At 54.8% G+C, this 17,255-nt stretch carries 28 protein-coding genes; 15 read left to right on the top strand and 13 right to left on the bottom strand.

Annotation, left to right across the window (positions count from 1 at the left end; translation table 11 throughout):
- Positions 1 to 647: 647 nt before the first annotated feature.
- Positions 648 to 1,145, bottom strand: a complete 498-nt coding sequence (locus KR52_RS10645) for a hypothetical protein (protein WP_038555662.1) — start codon at positions 1,143 to 1,145, stop codon at positions 648 to 650.
- A 75-nt stretch (positions 1,146 to 1,220) separates the two neighbouring features.
- On the opposite strand from KR52_RS10645, the gene KR52_RS14675 reads away from it, so the two are divergent.
- Entirely contained in the window at positions 1,221 to 1,391 is a 171-nt protein-coding gene (locus tag KR52_RS14675; RefSeq protein WP_216725520.1) for a hypothetical protein, read from the top strand.
- A gap of 94 nt (positions 1,392 to 1,485) precedes the next feature.
- Here the strand turns inward: KR52_RS14675 and KR52_RS14480 are convergent, their stop codons facing one another.
- Positions 1,486 to 1,644, bottom strand: a complete 159-nt coding sequence (locus KR52_RS14480) for a hypothetical protein (protein ID WP_156957718.1) — start codon at positions 1,642 to 1,644, stop codon at positions 1,486 to 1,488.
- Between the two features lie 190 nt (positions 1,645 to 1,834).
- On the opposite strand from KR52_RS14480, the gene KR52_RS10635 reads away from it, so the two are divergent.
- The 4 genes from KR52_RS10635 (at position 1,835) to KR52_RS13805 (ending at position 3,411) form a co-directional block, all read left to right on the top strand.
- Positions 1,835 to 2,053 carry a CP12 domain-containing protein gene (locus KR52_RS10635; RefSeq protein ID WP_038555655.1) on the top strand — a complete coding sequence of 73 codons (219 nt, stop codon included), beginning with the start codon at positions 1,835 to 1,837 and terminating at the stop codon, positions 2,051 to 2,053.
- Between the two features lie 91 nt (positions 2,054 to 2,144).
- Positions 2,145 to 2,648 (top strand): DoxX family protein, encoded by a 504-nt coding sequence (locus KR52_RS10630; RefSeq protein ID WP_038557249.1) that lies wholly within the window; start codon positions 2,145 to 2,147, stop codon positions 2,646 to 2,648.
- Positions 2,649 to 2,757: 109 nt separating this feature from the next.
- The gene (locus tag KR52_RS14845) at positions 2,758 to 2,913 is read left to right on the top strand and encodes a hypothetical protein (RefSeq protein ID WP_173402225.1); all 156 of its coding nucleotides are present in this window, start codon (positions 2,758 to 2,760) and stop codon (positions 2,911 to 2,913) included.
- A 195-nt stretch (positions 2,914 to 3,108) separates the two neighbouring features.
- Positions 3,109 to 3,411, top strand: a complete 303-nt coding sequence (locus tag KR52_RS13805) for a hypothetical protein (protein WP_071840242.1) — start codon at positions 3,109 to 3,111, stop codon at positions 3,409 to 3,411.
- Here KR52_RS13805 and KR52_RS10625 read toward each other — a convergent pair.
- From KR52_RS10625 to rpsU, 3 genes are all read right to left on the bottom strand, one after another.
- The gene (locus KR52_RS10625; RefSeq protein WP_038555652.1) at positions 3,401 to 4,090 is read right to left on the bottom strand and encodes a hypothetical protein; all 690 of its coding nucleotides are present in this window, start codon (positions 4,088 to 4,090) and stop codon (positions 3,401 to 3,403) included. The genes KR52_RS13805 and KR52_RS10625 overlap by 11 nt on opposite strands.
- Positions 4,091 to 4,093: 3 nt before the next feature.
- The gene (locus KR52_RS15010) at positions 4,094 to 4,333 is read right to left on the bottom strand and encodes a hypothetical protein (protein ID WP_038555649.1); all 240 of its coding nucleotides are present in this window, start codon (positions 4,331 to 4,333) and stop codon (positions 4,094 to 4,096) included.
- Between the two features lie 161 nt (positions 4,334 to 4,494).
- The gene (rpsU, locus tag KR52_RS10615; protein ID WP_009790002.1) at positions 4,495 to 4,671 is read right to left on the bottom strand and encodes a 30S ribosomal protein S21; all 177 of its coding nucleotides are present in this window, start codon (positions 4,669 to 4,671) and stop codon (positions 4,495 to 4,497) included.
- A 169-nt stretch (positions 4,672 to 4,840) separates the two neighbouring features.
- Here rpsU and KR52_RS14840 point away from each other — a divergent pair, with 169 nt between their 5' ends.
- Positions 4,841 to 4,996 (top strand): hypothetical protein, encoded by a 156-nt coding sequence (locus tag KR52_RS14840; protein WP_173402224.1) that lies wholly within the window; start codon positions 4,841 to 4,843, stop codon positions 4,994 to 4,996.
- Positions 4,997 to 5,008: 12 nt separating this feature from the next.
- Here the strand turns inward: KR52_RS14840 and KR52_RS10610 are convergent, their stop codons facing one another.
- From KR52_RS10610 to KR52_RS10605, 3 genes are all read right to left on the bottom strand, one after another.
- Positions 5,009 to 5,326: a hypothetical protein gene (locus tag KR52_RS10610; protein ID WP_038555645.1), complete on the bottom strand. Its 318-nt coding sequence runs from the start codon at positions 5,324 to 5,326 to the stop codon at positions 5,009 to 5,011.
- A gap of 313 nt (positions 5,327 to 5,639) precedes the next feature.
- The gene (locus KR52_RS13800) at positions 5,640 to 6,137 is read right to left on the bottom strand and encodes an early protein (E6) (protein WP_071840241.1); all 498 of its coding nucleotides are present in this window, start codon (positions 6,135 to 6,137) and stop codon (positions 5,640 to 5,642) included.
- Between the two features lie 3 nt (positions 6,138 to 6,140).
- Positions 6,141 to 7,517: a DUF2130 domain-containing protein gene (locus KR52_RS10605; protein ID WP_038555641.1), complete on the bottom strand. Its 1,377-nt coding sequence runs from the start codon at positions 7,515 to 7,517 to the stop codon at positions 6,141 to 6,143.
- Between the two features lie 86 nt (positions 7,518 to 7,603).
- On the opposite strand from KR52_RS10605, the gene KR52_RS14835 reads away from it, so the two are divergent.
- Positions 7,604 to 7,744 (top strand): hypothetical protein, encoded by a 141-nt coding sequence (locus KR52_RS14835; protein ID WP_173402223.1) that lies wholly within the window; start codon positions 7,604 to 7,606, stop codon positions 7,742 to 7,744.
- Between the two features lie 7 nt (positions 7,745 to 7,751).
- On the opposite strand, the gene KR52_RS10600 is transcribed toward KR52_RS14835, so the two are convergent.
- A complete protein-coding gene (locus tag KR52_RS10600; RefSeq protein ID WP_253912388.1) occupies positions 7,752 to 8,192 on the bottom strand; it encodes a DUF1499 domain-containing protein in 441 nt (146 codons plus the stop codon).
- Between the two features lie 158 nt (positions 8,193 to 8,350).
- Between KR52_RS10600 and KR52_RS14665 the strand changes: the two genes are divergently transcribed.
- The gene (locus tag KR52_RS14665) at positions 8,351 to 8,527 is read left to right on the top strand and encodes a DUF4175 domain-containing protein (protein ID WP_162175626.1); all 177 of its coding nucleotides are present in this window, start codon (positions 8,351 to 8,353) and stop codon (positions 8,525 to 8,527) included.
- Positions 8,528 to 8,530: 3 nt separating this feature from the next.
- Here KR52_RS14665 and KR52_RS14830 read toward each other — a convergent pair whose 3' ends face one another.
- Entirely contained in the window at positions 8,531 to 8,689 is a 159-nt protein-coding gene (locus KR52_RS14830; protein ID WP_173402222.1) for a hypothetical protein, read from the bottom strand.
- Between the two features lie 332 nt (positions 8,690 to 9,021).
- Here KR52_RS14830 and KR52_RS15005 point away from each other — a divergent pair, with 332 nt between their 5' ends.
- A complete protein-coding gene (locus tag KR52_RS15005; RefSeq protein WP_216725519.1) occupies positions 9,022 to 9,183 on the top strand; it encodes a hypothetical protein in 162 nt (53 codons plus the stop codon).
- Positions 9,184 to 9,304: 121 nt separating this feature from the next.
- Here the strand turns inward: KR52_RS15005 and KR52_RS15290 are convergent, their stop codons facing one another.
- Genes KR52_RS15290 through KR52_RS10585 form a run of 3 tightly spaced genes read right to left on the bottom strand, consistent with a single transcriptional unit; the run spans position 9,305 to position 11,314 of the window.
- Positions 9,305 to 9,427 carry a hypothetical protein gene (locus tag KR52_RS15290; RefSeq protein ID WP_256382167.1) on the bottom strand — a complete coding sequence of 41 codons (123 nt, stop codon included), beginning with the start codon at positions 9,425 to 9,427 and terminating at the stop codon, positions 9,305 to 9,307.
- A gap of 41 nt (positions 9,428 to 9,468) precedes the next feature.
- A complete protein-coding gene (locus tag KR52_RS10590; protein WP_051834350.1) occupies positions 9,469 to 10,959 on the bottom strand; it encodes a glycosyl hydrolase family 57 in 1,491 nt (496 codons plus the stop codon).
- A gap of 13 nt (positions 10,960 to 10,972) precedes the next feature.
- Positions 10,973 to 11,314, bottom strand: a complete 342-nt coding sequence (locus KR52_RS10585; RefSeq protein WP_038555632.1) for a hypothetical protein — start codon at positions 11,312 to 11,314, stop codon at positions 10,973 to 10,975.
- 158 nt (positions 11,315 to 11,472) lie between these two features.
- Here KR52_RS10585 and KR52_RS10580 point away from each other — a divergent pair, with 158 nt between their 5' ends.
- The 6 genes from KR52_RS10580 (at position 11,473) to KR52_RS10550 (ending at position 16,951) form a co-directional block, all read left to right on the top strand.
- Positions 11,473 to 11,811, top strand: coding sequence for a phenylpyruvate tautomerase MIF-related protein (locus KR52_RS10580; protein ID WP_038555629.1), 339 nt, complete (start codon positions 11,473 to 11,475; stop codon positions 11,809 to 11,811).
- A gap of 81 nt (positions 11,812 to 11,892) precedes the next feature.
- Entirely contained in the window at positions 11,893 to 12,057 is a 165-nt protein-coding gene (locus KR52_RS10575) for a hypothetical protein (protein ID WP_156957717.1), read from the top strand.
- Between the two features lie 959 nt (positions 12,058 to 13,016).
- The gene (locus tag KR52_RS14475) at positions 13,017 to 13,415 is read left to right on the top strand and encodes a hypothetical protein (RefSeq protein WP_156957716.1); all 399 of its coding nucleotides are present in this window, start codon (positions 13,017 to 13,019) and stop codon (positions 13,413 to 13,415) included.
- Positions 13,416 to 13,523: 108 nt separating this feature from the next.
- A complete protein-coding gene (locus KR52_RS10565; RefSeq protein WP_038555619.1) occupies positions 13,524 to 13,847 on the top strand; it encodes a hypothetical protein in 324 nt (107 codons plus the stop codon).
- 477 nt (positions 13,848 to 14,324) lie between these two features.
- A complete protein-coding gene (locus tag KR52_RS10560; protein ID WP_038555616.1) occupies positions 14,325 to 14,690 on the top strand; it encodes a hypothetical protein in 366 nt (121 codons plus the stop codon).
- 1,991 nt (positions 14,691 to 16,681) lie between these two features.
- The gene (locus KR52_RS10550; protein WP_253912387.1) at positions 16,682 to 16,951 is read left to right on the top strand and encodes a hypothetical protein; all 270 of its coding nucleotides are present in this window, start codon (positions 16,682 to 16,684) and stop codon (positions 16,949 to 16,951) included.
- Positions 16,952 to 17,255 lie beyond the last annotated feature (304 nt).

Genomic DNA, 17,255 nt, shown 5'->3' with positions numbered 1-17,255 from the left:
AATGGGCCACCATCGGTGAGAAAGGCTTGAACGGCTGTGCTGGCACATCTCTTCAAGGGCATCAGCGCGATCTCTGCTCTGGAGAGACAGCAGGTTTTTATCAAGCCGCATCTTGAGGATCTGTCGCCTCAGCTCCGAGCAGCAATCAGCATCTATTAATGAAGGCTATGAAATACATGTGATGCTGATCAACAAGACTTTTGAGCAGAGAGTTCACGTACACCAGTGCTCTAGATATCATGCGGCGAATTTGATCCAGAAATAGCTGATTGATTCCCACATCTGATCAAGCCATAGTTGCTCATTATCATGGTGGGTATGGGTACTAGAAAGCGTGCAATTCACTCGATAAATCCTTCAAGGGCGTTTAGGTAAGGGCTCAAGCTTCAGAAGACTGAGGGCTTGAATTTAGTCTCCTATGCGTGTCGATTCTGTGCTCTGCGTTTGCTTGGATATGGCAAGTTATTTTTGTCTCTTTTTGATGCTGGGTGTAATTTATGGTTTGTAAAATAGCAAAATGCTGTTAGCTTCTGCTGAAGATTTTGTTGCTGTAGGTGTGATTTGATTACAATCAATCTCTTCAGCGACTCCACGCAACAGGAGCCATGTTCGAGTTCAGCGAGGCAGGACCCACTCCATGCATCTCCTTAATCTCGCGTGAGGAATGCAATCGGGATCGAAAACGTGATGATGCGATGGGGATCTCCGGGCAGGATGGCGACGCATGCCACCTCCCTGTCGGCATGGGCCTCACGCGATTGCACAACAAACGCCGTTGCGTCTTCGATGCTCCACATCGGGGCATCCCCGGAACAGCGTTCATCCCTGTAGGCCTGCCAGACCTCCGCGAAGGCCTCCCCGTCATCACCGCTCTTCATTTCAACGAGCGCCTGTTCCAAGCCCACAGCGTCGAAACGCTCGAACAAACGCACCATCAGCGGGTGAGCAATGGTCGACGATGCTTTCAAGGTTGAGTTGATGGTGCCGATGGCGCTCACGATCAGCTTCGGTTTGGTGCGTCTCGCATCGATCACACCAACGGGCAGGTTCAGATCCCAGCTGGGGCGACCACTGACCGCACAAGCCAAATCAAACAGCCCCAAACTGCATTGCTTGACAAGGCTTTGAATGGTCTGACGGTCCATGGTGAGCTATCCGTTGCACGGTTCCCAGTTGGCGTCCCCGTGTTGCCAGGATGGCGCATCCTTGGTGATGCTGAGATGTCCCTGGTTGAGATCTATCTGGATGCCGTTACCCATCAGGTGATCACCCACGAAGAGCTCGCTTACCTGGCTGGCCATCAAGATCGTTTTGATCGCACGGAGTTGAAGCTGACAGCAAGGCTCGAGCACCTCATCGGCGCAGGCAGCATCAGTGTTGGAGCGCGTTAGCGCGCTAATCCCGTTCGTGGTTCATGCAAACGTTGTAAGGCCTTCGCTCTACTACGGATTCCGGACGGCGAAAACTGGAGCTGATGCCAGCTTTTCACGGCAGAGCAACCACCCCCGACCATGACTGGAGCACATCGGGCGCCCCCTGGGTCAGGGCCGCAACAGCACTGGCTGAACCAATACCGATACCCACCACAACTCCAACGGCAAAGACCAGCAGTCCCGTCAGAACACTGCGTTCGGAAAATGACATCCACCCAACGAGAGGCCCTCTGACTTTCCTTCGGCGAACCTCCAATGGCCACTGCAGTGTCACAGGACGTGATGGGCGCCGATGCAGATCTACCTTTGTGTTCTTTCGATCACAAAGGTAGATCTACTGACTGATCGACAGGGCTTGTTTTCGCTAATAACTGAATGTCAGCCAGATGACAGTTTCAGTCATGAAAACGATTGACGAGCACATCCAGAAGGACCAGGAGGAGTTTCTCAAGGCCCTGTCTGAGCACAATGAAGGCAAGGTGCGTCATCTCACCGAGGAGCTGCAGTGGCTGTTGGATCACAAGAAGCAATTTCCTGACGATCCCCATGACCCCTCTCCCCTTGAGCTGTTCTGCGAGCAGAACCCCGATGAACCGGAGTGCCTGGTGTACGACGACTGAGTAGAAGTACTTATTCCTGGCCACGGCGAGGCGCGAAGCCGCGACACTACACACAACTTATTTAAGTTGTGTGTAGTCGATATGTCCTGTGGTGATTCGCGCCATCCTGTCCCGCCCCATCGCTGGCGATCTCGGTCTGCTCGTGCTTCGGGTATTCACCGGTGCTCTGCTGATTCACCACGGGTACGAGAAGCTCGCCAACATCGAGAACTTCGCTGATGCATTTGTCCGACCGCTGCATTTGCCCTTTCCGATTCTTCTCTCCTACGTCGCGGCGTTCTCCGAAGTCATCGGCAGCTGGTTCTTGATTACTGGGTTGCTGACGCGGATGGGAGCTTTGGCCGTCGCAGGGACCATCTCCGTCGCCATCTATCACGCCATCGTCACCGCGGGCTTCAACATCTATCTTCTTGAGCTGCTTGGGCTCTACTTCGCGGCTGCCATTGCCGTTCTTGCCTGCGGTCCTGGTGTCTTTTCCATTGACGAACTCATTGTTCGCCGACTTGAGCCTGACATGCAGTTTACAGCTGTGGAGGATGCGGAGTTTGCTAATGGCAAGGTTGCTGTTCTGGAAGAAGCCGTCGCACCCCGATGACTTTCAGTGTGATCACCTGCAAAAGCCCCGCAGATCGCGGGGCTTTTTTGATGGCTGGCGACGGTATGGGCTAAGGACGCGTCAGAATCAGGGAAATTGGATCAACGCGATGAAAGAGGTCAGCCTGCTCGAGATGATTGGCCGTTCATTGGCGAAAATTGCAGCAGGGGCTGGTGTTGCAGCAGTGTTGATTTGGCTCACCTACGTGATGCTTGATGTTGGTCATATGCAGTCGGGCTTCACCTTGCCCCAATCCAGCTACTGAGCCGAGATGCAGTGGAATGATCCTGAATCTCCTGTTCTGATCATTGCTTCACTGTTGATAGCTCTACAGGTTTGTTGGATTGGGGCTGTGCTGCGACGCTACCAACGCAGGCGCTTGGGGGAACCTCTCAACGCAAGAGCGTTTCAGCGTGAACTCCAGCGGATTTTTTCGAGAGCAAATGGACTGTCCTGAGCCATGAAGCAACTTCCACCTCAACGGCGCAGAACTCTGCCGCGATGGCTGAAGACGGTCATGGCGGCTGCAATCACTTGTATTGCCACCGTTTGGCTGGTGACGTTACTTCCCATCCTGCTTTTAGCAGCCTTGGTGCTTTCAATCGCACTTATCCCGGTGACCCGTCGTCTGAAAAGGGAGATGGACGAAGCTGGATTCAGTGTTGATAAGCCAGGATCAACCCTTCAGCGACCTGACTTGAACATCACTCCCTGGTACAGAAAAATTCGCAATTTCAATTTCTGGAGAGATGTCAACTCTTGAACAAGTCACTGGCCATTGAGCGATAACGAGCAAGAGAACTGCCACCGCGTCGAGACTTTGTGGGAACACTTTGGCCCGGCAAAAGGTTCAGCGGAGCAAAGTTCACCAACGTTGGTTCCGCTCGCTCATGCTGTTCGGCCGCCAAGAGTTCAGCAATCGCTTCTGCTGTTGTTTGCGGGGCAGGTGTGCTCTGTGAGACGGGTTCCAACGACTTAACCGATTCTGGTTCCAAGCTGTTGCCGATGGCCGCAATCGAGGAAACAGGTTGCCTGAAGGCCTTGGCGGGGCCGAGAGGCCACAGAAAAACCAGGCTCAGCAGAAGGGCGACGGCGGCCGTGAGCGTGCCGGTGAGACCCAAAGCCATACCTTGAAAGTTCCACAGCAAGCCAGAACCCGCCATCCCGAAGGTGCCGAGGGCAGCCAGCATCAGGCCGAGGACCGATGCTTGTGGCGCTTTGATTTTGAGTGGCTGGCTGGCTTCAGGGACTTCAACGGGTGAAAGTAGTGGTTCAGGCCGAAGCAGAACAAAGCTGATTCCCAGCAGAGCCAACGCCGTGATAGTGCTACCAAGCCCCAGGGTGCGGCCTTGAAAATTCCAAAGCAAACCACCGCCGGCAAGACCTGAAACCCCGAGGGTTGCCAATGCAAGTCCACTCAGGAATGGAAGACGATTGCGCATGACTCAGTTGCTCCGGTTTTGCGTGGCGGCGTAAGCAACGGCTCCGCCAGTGATCACAGCGAGCAGGCCTGTGGTCAGCAAAAAGCTCACCAACATCGCGAATCCAAGAACAGATCCAAAAAAGGACATCTTGATCCGCAGCAATTTCGATTTCATCAACAGCACCAGCAGCAAGACCACGGTGGCCTTCAAGCCAGCAATTTTTGCCGCGCTGATTGGGCAAAATGGATTGATCAACACCATCGGTTGGTTTTGGCCTTCTTAAGCATTTATGAAGTCTGGCGAAAACAAGAGCGCACTGTGAAGAGGGCACCGTGACGTGGCGACCTGATCCGCTGTGAGCTGGGGACGGGCACAAAAAAACGGGCCCGAGGGCCCGTTATCAACTGCTGTGATGGGTTAGCTCAGCGACGACGGTTGCGTGAACGCTGCTTCAGCTTGCGCTTGTACTTCTCAACGGGGGTCTCGTGGTGACGGATCCGACGCAGATCAGAAAAGATGCCGGCTTTGGCGACGGAGCGCTTGAAGCGCCGCAATGCGGATTCAATACCTTCGTTTTCGCCGACTGTGACCTGACTCATCCGTTCCCCGAAAGAGAGCAATAAACATCAACCTTACCAGCCTACCTTTCCCCCTTCACTACCACCCGCTTAATGTGGTTGCGCGTGTTGCATGACGCTTGTTGAAGAGATCGTGGCGCGTCCCCGCTTCTGTCTTGGGATGGGTCCATCACTCCGGTAGGCACCTGTCTTGACCCTCACGCACTGCCCCCTGTGCATTGGTCTGGCTGTTCTTTCGGCCGTTCGATTCATGGCCCACTGCGTTATGGCCGTTCAGTTGGAACGCAGCACCGCAGGGGAGTCGACCCATCCCGCCATGCTGCTGGGGACGCTGTTCGAGCTCTGAGGGAGTTCCGCCTCAGGGATCGCTGGGATCAACCAACTGCAGGTAGGCCGTGTCGGCCTTCTGCAGGGCCTCCTCATCGTGATGCGCTTCAACGCTGTAGATCAGGTGAAGCAGCCGACCGCGATCCATGCCACGGTCGGCCACGTCTTTCCAGAGGCGTGAGCTGAGCTCGGCATCACGCCATTCGAGCTGGGCATCGACGAGTGCCCGCGTCATTGCGATGTAGCTCTGCCGGTCGTTGCGGAGCCGGTCTTCGGAGAAGCCGTGTTGGGCAGCTGGCTTGAGCAGATTGCGAATCGTCTGTGAAGCCGCCTTCAGCACCTTTGGCATCGTCGTTGTACGACTGAATTCAGTCTGATTCGGCCGTCTGGGCTGACAACGGGGTGAAATGCCTAGACCTGAATCCGAAATGAGTATTTGAACTCACTTCAGTGGGACGGTAGTGCTGATGACTTTTTGTAAAGTCAAATTCGTTAAGTTAAATCAGGTGCTTTCAAAATCGTGGAAATATTAGTGATGGCGGCCCTCTTTGTGCCGTTTTCTGCACTTGTGATGAATGCATTTTCCGGTGATTCGGAAGACGATTTCGATTTCCTCTGAATGGAAGCCAAGCTCCTGGCGATGTTGGCCTTTGGTGCCGCGGTTATGACTCTTTGGGCCTGGTTGATGGCGAATCTGAAGCAGATGGAGTCTGGCCAGAACAAGCCTGACAGCCGCCATTGATGCGGTATGGCGCCAGATGTCCACGCAGACAAGTTGTGCCGCGGAAAAAGAGTTTTTGCCCGAGTTCCCGTGCGTGGGCATCGGTGAGCGGTAGGGAAAGCCAGCGTTCAGGCACTTGACCCTTCAGCTGTGATCTAGCTTCAAGCGCTGCTTGGCGGCGTTGCTTTTCCTCGCGATCGTTTTTGCGATACACGCCTTCAATCTGAAACTCGCGAGCACATGCTTCACAGGCATTCACGGTTGGTTTGCGGCGTGCCGTGTTCAGCGACAACTTGTCGCTGGGAACTTCCCGCTCGGCCCCGCAGCTGCAGCGGCACCACCAAAAAGTGTTTCCTGCTTTAGTTCGCCGCTCTGAAGGGCGCACCACAGTGAGTTTGCCGTAAACCTCGCCGATCCGGTTGCGTGGACTTGAGGGCATTGCTCAGGCGGATTTCTGATCAGCAGCGGTGTCCAAGTCTGCGAACTTGGCCGCCATCGTTGGATTGCGCCGGGTCAACTTTTTAACGGTCACATCCTGTGCCTTGTCATTGGCAAGCCTCAGGTTTCGATCAGCACCCATCAGGGCGTCCTTGGTTTTTTGCAAGTGATCAATCGACTTATCGATTTCATCGATTGCCGTTTGGAAGCGTCTTGAGGCGAGGTCGTAGTTGCGTGAGAAGGCTGTTTTAAAGGTTTCGAGGTCGTTCTCGAAGTTGGTGACATCGATGTTCTGGGCTTTGACCAAAGCCAGTTCAGCCTTGTATTCCAGAGATTTCATGGCGGCATTGCGGAGCAATGTGATGAATGGGATAAAGAATTGTGGGCGAATGATATAGGTCTTCGGGAAGCGATGCGACACATCGACGATGCCTGAATTGTACAGCTCATTTTCAGGCTCCAGCAGGGAGACGAGCACCGCATACTCGCAATTTTTTTCGTTCCTGTCTTTGTTCAGTTCTTTGAGGAAGTCTTCGTTCTTCTTTTTGGTGGCTGTTGTGTCGGCCTCGTTTTTCATCTCAAACATGATCGAGATGATTTCGTTGTTGTGGTCGTCTTGGTCGCGGAAGATGTAGTCACCCTTGCTTCCACTGCGCGCGTCATTGTCTTTTTCGAAATAGGCCTTTGGGAAAGCCGCTGCACGAATCCTGTTGAATTCGGTTTCGCAGTGTTGTTCGAGGGTTTCTCCAACCATTTTGGTGGAGAGCCGTGCCTTCATGTCGCGCAAGCGTTCAATGGCCTGATCCCGATCACTGAGCTGGACTTCGTAGCGATCTTTCAGTGATTGAGATTCCAGTTGATGCTTCAGTTCCGCTTCCTTCAAGCCGCTCTGAAGTGCATCCCGTTGTTTTTCAACGGAACTTACCGCTTCATTCACGGCCAGCTGGCGCTGCATGGCCCCAGCCTGGAGCTTCGCTTGCAGATCCCTTACTTCATTGTCTTTTTGCAGCGTCATCGCCTGCATTTCTTTGGCGAATTTGGTTTCTGCTAGGCGTCGTTCTGTTTCCTGCTGCTCACGCATTTGCTGGAGTTCAATGGCAATGCGATCGCGCTGCCTCTCCGCTTGGTTAACGGCGTCTTTAATCGCCAGTTCCTGATGCATCGCACTTTGCTTGAGTTGTGCCTCCAGCGTTTGCATCTCCCTGTCTTTTTTGGCAATGGCCAACTCGATGGCATTGCGTTTGTCTTGTTCCGCCAGGGCAAGGCGCTTGTTCAGTTGCTGTTCAAAATCTCGATCCCTCACCTGTTTGAGGATGTCGGCATAGCCTGCCTCATCCACCTTGAAGGCTGTGCTGCAGTGCGGGCAGATGATGTCGTGCATGTCTGACGATTTGTGTTGACCGTTCGCGCCATGTGCTCGAATTTTATCGGGCTCTGGCTAACACGAGATCAGCCCAGGTTCATGCCATGCCCGATTGGATCGATCCACGCTCGCTGCTCGACACGGCGATCATCTTGAGCATCGTGGCCTTGGCCGCCATCGGATTCGTGGTTGGCATCAAGGAAATGATCACCGATCTGAGCAAACTTCGCCGCGCCAAGGTTTAAGCGGCCTTCACCTGTCCAGCCCCGACCGCAACGCCGCTAATCTTGCGGCATTCACACCAAGATCCGAGTCGCCGAGGCGCGACTCGGATCTTGCCTGGATCCGGTTGTTGTCGCGATCAGCGAACAGTTCGAGGTCATCCACAAAGCCAAAGAAGGCGCTAGTGGCTTCGGCATGGAGGTAGGTCTCGGTTTGATGGACGACAACCGTCCGCGGCGACTCCTGCACCAACCCACTCAGCTCGTTGAATTCAGCCATCGGGTTGGAGCTCTCCCAGGTTTGACTGGAACAATGAGCTGTTGTCGGGCAGTCGCGTAACGCCCCGTTGCTCACACCGAGATCCGCAGGGACGGGGCCAACAAGATGGAACAGCATCAAGACGGGCGCCAGTAGGCCGGCCAGGACAGTCACTGGTTTCTGCGGGAACGACCGCTCCAGTTGAGCATCCAAAGCCAGACGCCGAAAAGGGTTCCAACCGGTAGTGCGATCACCGTCAACTGGCTGATCACGAAATTCCTCACCTCAGGATCCACGATTGCGCTGATTGGGGGAGCTTGCAGGTCTGAGACTGATTTTTTCGCCATCATGGAGTCCATTGCTGGGCAACGATGACGAATCCGGGATGGATTGTGCTCGCATGGTTGGTGGTGGCTTTCGCTTCTGCCGTCAAGTTTTGGTCGATCACGCGCCCTTATCGCGACAAGACGACGCCAACCCGCGCTTACACAGTTGACGAAGCGCGTCAGCGTTTGGAACGTTCCTGGAGAAACGACAGCAAGGTGTGATCTCTATTTTTCAGCAATCACCCAGGCCGTGGCAGCCCTTTGACGCACGTAGAGGTCAGCAAGTTCACGCGCCAATGCTTTCAACGTGTTGAGATCGTCTGCGTCCTCGATGGACCGCTTGATCGTTTCAGCTTCGAACTGCTGAGGCAGACTTAGGTCCATGTGTTGCAAGTATGTCAACTTATTTTAACGAAGCGTTATTTCTGGTGTGGGTTGCTGTTCCGCGTCGGAGGGTTGGTCGGTGTCAGCGCCATGGATGGGTATGAATCTGTGTGGTCGCAACAGCAGATTCTTTTTGCGCAGTTGTTCGATTCATGTCATGCACGTCGCTGATCAAGGCTGATGCGCTGCCTTTGCGCTGATGGGTGTGAGACAGCGGTAACTGTTGCGTGACTGTTAACGTGTTGTGGGTCAAGCTCCGATGGGTGAATGTTGACATCCCCTACATTGTGATTCTGATTTGCTTACATTCAGTGGGAGATACTTGCAGAGCTTTGGACGGTTCCGGACAAAACCTCGAGCGACGTTACCGGCTGGAAATTTGGAGAGAAACAGTTTATTGGATGCAAGCGCGATGCAGCGATCTGAACGAACTTGATCGCAAGCGCGATGCCACTTCCATTGTTCTGGAATTCTGCTCGAAGGAAGTGATCTGAACTCAATAATTCAATTCAGGAATTCAGCTCTGGGGTTCAGTGGGCGGTAGGGAAACGGCTACCACAAGAGCGATTCCGATTTCACTGGCGGCGATGAGCAGTTCAGCAATGATCCCCATGATCAATTGCGATTTTCATCAATGATCGGCAGGTCACTGGGTCGCATTAGGGCGAACACCACAGCAGCCGTCAGCACGATTCCAATGCCCACCATGGCAAGGATCGCCGTTGTGTAGTCGCCCATGGAGAGATCCTTTACTGCATATACCCTACACGAATGTAACGCTACGTAAAGCGTTGTTCGGCAGGTGCCCCTGCCCGGTGTGAAGCTGCGACGTTGATCTGATTCAGCAGCTCTTTGCCGCGGCGATGGATCTCACGGGCGTAGTCGGTCCAGGCTCCCTGCCCCCAATACCGAAAACAACTGGTTTCCAGCAGCAGCACATGCAGTAACAACTCCTGATAGGACCGGGTGCAGGTGGTCGATGGGGCTTCGGCGACTGCGGTGTCGAATTGCGAATGAAACTCAGCGCTGAGCTGTTTCATCGGGCCAAGCACGTTGCCGTAGCCCTCGACCCAGCTCATGTTGTTGGTCCAAGAGGCACCCTCCATGCTGAAGCTGGAGTCTTTACCCCTCAGTCTGCTGATGGCCTGTTCAATCCTGTTGGCTGAGCTGTCGTCGTCAACTTCAGTCCAAAGGCGGTGTTGGTGCACAGCCTGGATGGTGGGGAATTGCTGGGGAGTCACGCCGTTGCGCTCCAAGGCTTCAAGGTATTCACTGCCGTTGATGGCCACGGTCCCCTTGGGGTTGTCACGGATCTGGCGATTGGCCTGCTGGTATGCCTCTGGGAATTCATTCATCATCACGCCACCGTTTTCTCCATCGGCAATCTGGCTCACCAGAGATGGCACCTCGACGTCGCCGAGGCGTTGCCGTTCGAGACCCAATGCCTCGGTATAAGGCTGCATCTGACCCACAAGTTTGGTGTCAGATCCCTGAGTCTTGATCAGCGCCGTGATGCTGATCTCCTCGCCTTCGCTGTTTCTGGCGAGAAGTCGATTGGGAACAAAGCATTGGCTGCGCAGCAGTGGGCTGCCGTCCATGCACTCAACACTGTGCTCTTGAACCAGGAGCCACTGATATCCCGATTCCCTGAGGGCTTTGACGAATTCGAACAGGGTGTCGGGATGATTGGGGAGCGCCATTTCTGGTGGCGAGAACCCCTTGACCCTCTCCAGAGCGGCGCTGCCAAAACAGGCGATGAACTGTTGTTGCCAGGCGCTGATTTGCAGTTTCAGGTCTGGGATCGGTGTAGATGGAGCCACGGCGTGGCTCCAGAACGTTCCCAGCCACTCCACATGCCCCTGCATCAACGGATCACAGGCGAGGTGTTTGAGGGCATCGCCAATGTCGTGACGCCCCATCTGCTCAATTCCCCAGAGCAGATTGCCCGAGTAGTCGAGCATGATTCTTGGACTGCAACCCTCGCTGATCAGCTCAGGTAGCAGCTCGCCAAGGCGCCGATAGCAGTGGGCGAATGGTTCAGCGTTGTGGTTATCCCCCTCGTTGGGGTGATCGAACATGTACTGAAGATGGGAGATCAAGCTGTTGTTTGCTCCCGCTGGCACCGTCGGTTGGTGCATGTGAAGCGCGCAGGCGAATCCTGATCGCAGTTGTTCCAGCTCGATGGAGCTGTTCGTCCATGCGTGACGCGGTTTCAGCATCAAAGCGGCGACATCAGCTTCACGTCCGCTGATCGGTGGACAAACTGTCATTGCACTCCGCTCGTTATGACCAGCCAGTGCGCGGTGTTTGGCGCAGCATGCCTTCCCAATGATCACGCCAGGTGTGCTGATCGCCAATGCCGGCCAGAACTTCGACTTCGGCGGGCGCCTGATCCAGCCGCTGTCTCCAGTGGGTGATGTCGTCGGCTTGATCCATCCATGTGCTCATCACGTCCTTGCGGATGGCATCAACATCCCATTGCTGTTGATCGGCAATATGTTGTGACCATTGCATTAACTCGTCGAGGCTCAGTGGCCTGAACCCCATGATGGTGAGGCCCGTGATCTGCTCGAGTTCAAAACGTCGCAGAATATCTCCGAGGCCAAAGAAGTGAAGCAGGATCATGTGATTGATCACTTTCTCTGGAAATTTAAGGGGTCTGCTTGAGTTGAACTGTTCAGGTTGATGATGTTCACGCTCGTAAATGTTCCGGTTTGGAGCTCAGATAGGCTTTGGCACTCTGGGCTGGAGAGTGCCAAAATTTTCTCAGCTTCCTCGAGACAATGCCTCTCATCAACGTGCGCACGTCCCTTCCAGCGCTGAAGGATGGATCGGCGTTGCTGCAGGAGCTTTCCTCGGAACTGGCGAATCAGACCGGTAAGCCGGAGGCCTATGTGATGACGCTCTTGGAAACAGGGGTGCCGATGACCTTCGCTGGGAGTCATGAGCCCTGTGCCTACGTGGAGGTCAAATCGATCGGCGCGCTCCGTCCACCCGCAATGACGGCTGCGTTCTGTGAATTGATCCAGGCGCGTACGGGAATCCCCGCCAACCGGGTGTACATCGGTTTTGAGGATGTGCAGGCCAGTTGCTGGGGGTGGAACGGCAATACCTTTGGGTAGCAACTGCTGCTAACAGCACGTAACAAGTCAGATCATGTGATCAATCCGTTTGATTAGCGTTTGCCCAACCAAAATGTTGTTGTGAGTGAATCCTTTGATGGTATTCAAGGCAAGGAATTGAGTTCCGGGGTGTCGTTGTGGTGGCGAGAGCGGGTTCAGCACCTGATTGATTGCGGTCGGGCCGAAGACGCGCGTTGTCTGTATCTGGAGTTTGGTGAAGACAGCACCGGCAGCCTGAGGCTCTGACGCGAAAGCATAAAAAAGGAGGGTTCCCTAGGCCCTCCCGAGATCGACGCATTACCCCTCACCGGGGTGTCTCAAGTGTTACGCAGGGAACACTGTGGTGCTGTAAGTGTTGATACCTATTCCTGACTCCATGAATCAATTTGGGGATTGTTCCTGCCGCCTCAGGGTTTCGTAGGCCTGCCAGAGACTGTCGACTTCTGAACAAACAGCGTCACGATTGCAAACGCGGTAACGCCCTTGGCCAATGGCATCGATGGTCGTGCCATGAGAGGCAAGGCAGATACGGCTGATGCTCTCCATGGAATTCACGAGCAGAATTATGGATTTACAACCGCTAGGGTTCCCCTTGAACCCTTGATTTGCAGTTCTAAATCTCGTTGGTCGGAGAAAAACAAGATGGCTGTCGGTGCACAGCCACAAAAAAACCGGGTCTCGGCCCGGTTTTTTGGTTTGCGAATGCTCCAGTGGCTCAGGCCTTGGAGGGCTTGGTGGTGAGTGCAGCAGACATGGCAGTTGCCAGAAGCATGCATCCAGCGACGGCGAGGAAACCCATGATTCAGGTGGTATCACCTCAACATCATTCCCATGCCGTGTATCAGTTTTTGTTGTCGTTGGCACGGAATCCTGAAGAACTTGTCTTTCGCTGCTCTTCGGCTGTTTCCAGAGGGTTGTCCAGGCGATCGAGGCATACGAGCACAGCAATTTCCCTTTGCTGCGCCATTAAGCCGCCATTGACCGTTCGATGCGCTGACCAGGCTCACCAAGGGGGAGGTGGCATCTGCATCACGGCCCAGCGACTGGGGCCAGAGGACCCAACTGGATGGCTTATCGCCCAAGAAAAGATCGCTGAGGCGGAAGGTCTGCGGACAACACCCTGGACGGTGGTTGCGTGCCCTTTTCTGCCGCCAACCGAAGAACGGAATGTAGAGATCGTTGCCAGCCACTCCAACAGTTGGAGGGTGAAGCAGCCGCAGTACGGCGAACCAGGGACACCCGTCAGCCATCGGTTCCCGCCTGAGTTTGCAGCCAGCCTGCAGGCCCAAATGCCACCCCAGGATTTCGCTGCGATGTACTGCCTGGACGTGACACAGGACGCGGGGTACTGCGCGTGGAAGACGTCCTTCATCAAGGAGATTGACCTTGAAAAGGTGGCCATCAAGGGAACAATGATCGCCATCGACATGTCGCTCGATGGTGGTGACGATTCAGCGCTGGTGGCTGTCGGGATGCAGAACCAGGCGGTGGTGATCGTTGGGCTGTACTTCCTTAAGGGTGATGTTGATGAAGCCTTACTGCAGATCGTGGAGTTCGCTGAGCCCTTCAACGCCCACACGTTTGGGGTGGAGAAGGCCGCCTAGGGCTTCCGCATCCTGAAGTCGCTGGACAACCGGATCGGTGAACGTAACTTCAACGTCGTTGGCCTGTCCCACGAGGGCAGATCGAAGAAGGCCCGCCAATCTCAGATTTTGGGATTGGGAGCTAACTGCAAGATCCATGCGGTGAAGGGGCTCGATCTGCTGTCAGTGCTGCACGCCCAGATGCGGAACATCGCCCTGGACAAAAAGCGGGCTCCAGATGACCTGGCTGATGCCGCCACCTACGGGATTCGATTCGTCGCAGAACGGTGGATTCGGAGCGGTTTCTCTCCTGGGGACGTGCGCTGGTCAGGTTGCTGTGGAGACGTTCCTGGTAGCGCCCCTGTTGTTTGGGGTCGCGGTAGTCATGCGCTGCTGCAGCCGACGGTCGGCATTGATGGTGTTGAGCGGGTATACATCCCTGGATTCAGCTAACAGACCCCTCCGTCGGTGGGATAACAACCGAAACAAGGACTTGGGGCCACGGAACTGCGAGGAGGAGCGAGTCCTCCCCGAGCGATGCAGTATCCGCTCAATCACCTTCGGCGGATCACCAACGTGTGTGGCAAATGCACCAAATTTCTTCGAGTTTGCAACAAGCGCAGAAAGCACCCCCTGACAATCGCTCGTGCCAAGGGTGCTTTTACTGCCAGCCAACGGGTCGCTCACCCGAGCTGCCAAGACAGCGTCAAAACCATCTGGGGACCCAGTGTGGGGGCAGGTTGCGAGGCCTGCCACCATTTCTCTCGCAAATCTCAGTTTCCTGAAAAACGAGTGAGTGACCTCGTTTTCGTATCGCCTGCTACTGCGCCGTCATCATGATTTCTACCCCACTGATTTCGATAGACGGAGAACAAAGCAAGGGTTCAGCCGACGGCAGCGGAAGCCTATGGAGCCTTCAATCAGCAACCCATGGCACCAACTTCTCGCTCATCTGGGATCTTCCCCAACACCACATCTTCTGATGATGACGCTGGCCTGCTGACAACCAGCTTTCAATCCATTGTTGGCCTGGAGAGCGCCAAGACCGCACAGATCAACATCGTGGCCACACTGGCTGCAGACACTGACGAAGTGATCATCCAGGTCCAAAAGGGTGGCGTCACCAAAAACCTCAGCTTCGGTTGGGAGGACTTCAAGGGGCCAACGCAGTCTGCGTTTGTTGCAGGCACCTACCGTCTGGCTGGTCACACTCGAGGCTTCGGCATCAGGGCTGCTCGGTTGGGCTTGTCATCGACGGCCACCGACATTCACGCCGACATCTCTGCTGTGGCCTGATCGGCACCCTGCTGTAGATAACAAGGGTATGGCTCCTGCTACAGAGGGGGCCTTTTCATGGCTTGTCGAACATCGAGCTGAAAGTGTTCTCAACTTTGCTGAACTGCAGTTGTTCCATCTGGGTCTCAAGTTCCTGAACGCGGGCTAGGAGGCTCTGCAGGCAAAAAAAAGGCGGCAGGGAATGCCGCCAACAACAAGGGGAATGATGCGTCAAAGGTGCTGGTACTACCAGCCCAACCACTCTCTTCAGGCAGTCAGGGGTGCCGTGGGTGCTGTTTACGAACTGCGAAAAAAAAGGAGGGTCCCTAATCCCTCCCCGTACGACGCATCGTCCCCTCACCAAAGGGAACAAAATCAAGTTGATGGATGAAATACCTACAAGTTGTCGCGATCGCGACAAAACATCCCTGGTGTGAAGCAACCAAGAAAAAGGAGCGGTACCACCCGCTCCCCTCACGACACATTCCCATCCCCCTTACGAGGAATGAAAATACGTTCGCGCCGCTACAGACCCTTCGTAATCCGTAGAACCGCTCATTGAGAAGGGGGGTGCAAGACCCCCCTGAAGGTCGTTGAGACCTGGTTCTGCTTCAACGGCCTCTGACCTCATTCCTGTTCTAAGGCGTGTCAGAGCACCAAGGCATGAGCGGAATTACCGCTTTCTGTATCCCTCAGGTACACAGTCATTCACCCAAAGCAGGACCCCTGGAGAACTCTGAATAGAGGGCAGATGCTTCATCGGGCATCCCGCCATCCCAAAGCGTTTGAGTCCTCTCCAGCAACCAGGTCCCCGCCTCACTCCAAAGTTCCCGCTGGAAGGTTGATTTGAGGTGGTTGGCGTCTCTGTAAGACATGGCGAGGCAACACCTTTTTGAGGTTGTAGGCACCCGCCATAAAGGCAGCGGCAGCGATTTTTACTGGATTGGGATTTAGGCGGCGGGGACTCATTCCCGTCAATCCGCCTAGGCACAAAAAAGACCTGGATTCCCGTGCTCCATGTCACTTGTTCTTACAACCACCACGCTGCCCCTCCTCCTGGAAAAAGTCGGCAACTAGGCAGCAAATAGGGAAGTTCGTTAGGGCACAAAAAAGGAGCGGTATCCCTATCGCTCCTTCGGAAACTGAAAGTGCCGCAGGGCGGGACGACGCCAAGCGACTATCACCTTCATCGATGAGCAGGGACTGCCGTGGGTGCCGTGAGCGTTTTCCAAGAAAAGACCCAGGATTGTTTGCCCCCCTGGGTTCCTCGCTCTCATGCGATTCGACTGGTCTAACACCGCCCAATAAGCATTTGTGCTTACGGGTTGCCGAACTGAGCTTCAATGTGCACCCAGGGATCCCCATGGGTTTTTTGAGGGGCCTGTCTGAGAGCCGTGGGCGATTGCCGAGACGGGCTAGGGGTTGCCTGACCTCCACCCCTCTGGCCGACAGACAGGCCGCTGTTGAGCGCACCCTTAAGCGGCATGAAGCTGAAGCTGCCGCACTGGCCGCCAAGGAAAAAGCTGAGATGGACGCAAGCTGGCGACAGTACTTTGAGAAGGATTGGGCCAAAGAAGCTGCCGAGGCTTGAGCCGCTGCCAAGGCATCAAGGGAACTGCTTGCGCTGCGGAAGGAGCTGGTTCGCGAGGCCTGGCTCCAAAAGGTGAACGAGGCCGCAAACGTCAGCATCACCGAGCTCGAGGGGGAAGTGGAACAACCCTGAGAAAAGCAGTACAAAAGTGGTACTAGGCCTTTGTTTCTGCCTTCTTCTTGGGCGCCTGTTGCTTATCAAGACAAGTGGAGCAAAGCAATTTCCCCTTGCTCCGCCAGTAAGCCGCCATTGAGCGTTCGATGCGCATTGAACATCCTGCACAGCGGAATAACGGCATCGGCAGATCTGCGACACAACTCTTCTAACGCAACGGGGCTGCTGAGCCGGTGTTCTCTGTGACGATGGGGGCTTCCGTCGTTCTGGTGTTGTGGTGCATGCTTTGTCTTGGTTGATGCTCAGCATGAGTGCGCCTGTCGCGCTGGGATCAACGGCATTTCAACCCTTGGATCGTGTGGAGGGTTGGTTGATCGAGCGCCGGTTGGATGACAGTCAAGAGCCGATCTGCCGTGCCTCTATTCCGGGACCTGGGACCTGGTTCTCGGCCAGGGTCCGCCTGGATGCGGATGATGTGCTGCTGGTGCCTGATGGACTGCAACGGCCTGATGTTGCTGCACTGAATGCCGTGCGTTTGGCTCTCCGACGTTGTCGTGCCAGTGTTCTCTATCTTTGATGGGATAAAGCTTTGTGGCTGAAGGGGCTGGCGCCTCGGAACTAGGCTATGAAATCAGGGTCGGCATTGGTAACAAACGTCGACTCCTCACACCACCCAGGCCTCCGCTCACCGCGGGGGCTTTTTCTTTGTCAATCCCAAACAACATCTTTTGTTTTCGTGCTCAGCAAAAGTTGTGCGGTTGTGATGTGATAAGTGTCGTAATCTCTGATGTACTGCATTGAAAGGCTTGATTCGGGAGGGCAGTGGATCCAGGAGATCTGCTTTAAAACTGAGTTCAAAGCTTTTGTGAATGCCCGCACGA

The organism is Synechococcus sp. KORDI-52 (assembly GCF_000737595.1).
GTDB lineage: Bacteria > Cyanobacteriota > Cyanobacteriia > PCC-6307 > Cyanobiaceae > Parasynechococcus.
This window is presented reverse-complemented; position numbering and strand designations above follow the sequence as displayed.

Excerpts from the sequence above, each read along its gene's own strand:
- KR52_RS10645 (WP_038555662.1), bottom strand. The coding sequence starts at position 1,145 with ATGGACCGTCAGACCATTCAAAGCCTTGTCAAGCAATGCAGTTTGGGG.
- KR52_RS14675 (WP_216725520.1), top strand. The coding sequence starts at position 1,221 with ATGTCCCTGGTTGAGATCTATCTGGATGCCGTTACCCATCAGGTGATC.
- KR52_RS14480 (WP_156957718.1), bottom strand. The coding sequence starts at position 1,644 with ATGTCATTTTCCGAACGCAGTGTTCTGACGGGACTGCTGGTCTTTGCC.
- KR52_RS10635 (WP_038555655.1), top strand. The coding sequence starts at position 1,835 with ATGAAAACGATTGACGAGCACATCCAGAAGGACCAGGAGGAGTTTCTC.
- KR52_RS14845 (WP_173402225.1), top strand. The coding sequence starts at position 2,758 with ATGAAAGAGGTCAGCCTGCTCGAGATGATTGGCCGTTCATTGGCGAAA.
- KR52_RS13805 (WP_071840242.1), top strand. The coding sequence starts at position 3,109 with ATGAAGCAACTTCCACCTCAACGGCGCAGAACTCTGCCGCGATGGCTG.
- KR52_RS10625 (WP_038555652.1), bottom strand. The coding sequence starts at position 4,090 with ATGCGCAATCGTCTTCCATTCCTGAGTGGACTTGCATTGGCAACCCTC.
- KR52_RS15010 (WP_038555649.1), bottom strand. The coding sequence starts at position 4,333 with ATGGTGTTGATCAATCCATTTTGCCCAATCAGCGCGGCAAAAATTGCT.
- rpsU (WP_009790002.1), bottom strand. The coding sequence starts at position 4,671 with ATGAGTCAGGTCACAGTCGGCGAAAACGAAGGTATTGAATCCGCATTG.
- KR52_RS10610 (WP_038555645.1), bottom strand. The coding sequence starts at position 5,326 with ATGCCAAAGGTGCTGAAGGCGGCTTCACAGACGATTCGCAATCTGCTC.
- KR52_RS13800 (WP_071840241.1), bottom strand. The coding sequence starts at position 6,137 with ATGCCCTCAAGTCCACGCAACCGGATCGGCGAGGTTTACGGCAAACTC.
- KR52_RS10605 (WP_038555641.1), bottom strand. The coding sequence starts at position 7,517 with ATGCACGACATCATCTGCCCGCACTGCAGCACAGCCTTCAAGGTGGAT.
- KR52_RS14835 (WP_173402223.1), top strand. The coding sequence starts at position 7,604 with ATGCCCGATTGGATCGATCCACGCTCGCTGCTCGACACGGCGATCATC.
- KR52_RS14665 (WP_162175626.1), top strand. The coding sequence starts at position 8,351 with ATGACGAATCCGGGATGGATTGTGCTCGCATGGTTGGTGGTGGCTTTC.
- KR52_RS14830 (WP_173402222.1), bottom strand. The coding sequence starts at position 8,689 with ATGGACCTAAGTCTGCCTCAGCAGTTCGAAGCTGAAACGATCAAGCGG.
- KR52_RS15290 (WP_256382167.1), bottom strand. The coding sequence starts at position 9,427 with ATGGGCGACTACACAACGGCGATCCTTGCCATGGTGGGCATTGGAATC.
- KR52_RS10590 (WP_051834350.1), bottom strand. The coding sequence starts at position 10,959 with ATGACAGTTTGTCCACCGATCAGCGGACGTGAAGCTGATGTCGCCGCT.
- KR52_RS10585 (WP_038555632.1), bottom strand. The coding sequence starts at position 11,314 with ATGATCCTGCTTCACTTCTTTGGCCTCGGAGATATTCTGCGACGTTTT.
- KR52_RS10580 (WP_038555629.1), top strand. The coding sequence starts at position 11,473 with ATGCCTCTCATCAACGTGCGCACGTCCCTTCCAGCGCTGAAGGATGGA.
- KR52_RS10560 (WP_038555616.1), top strand. The coding sequence starts at position 14,325 with ATGGCACCAACTTCTCGCTCATCTGGGATCTTCCCCAACACCACATCT.
- KR52_RS10550 (WP_253912387.1), top strand. The coding sequence starts at position 16,682 with ATGAGTGCGCCTGTCGCGCTGGGATCAACGGCATTTCAACCCTTGGAT.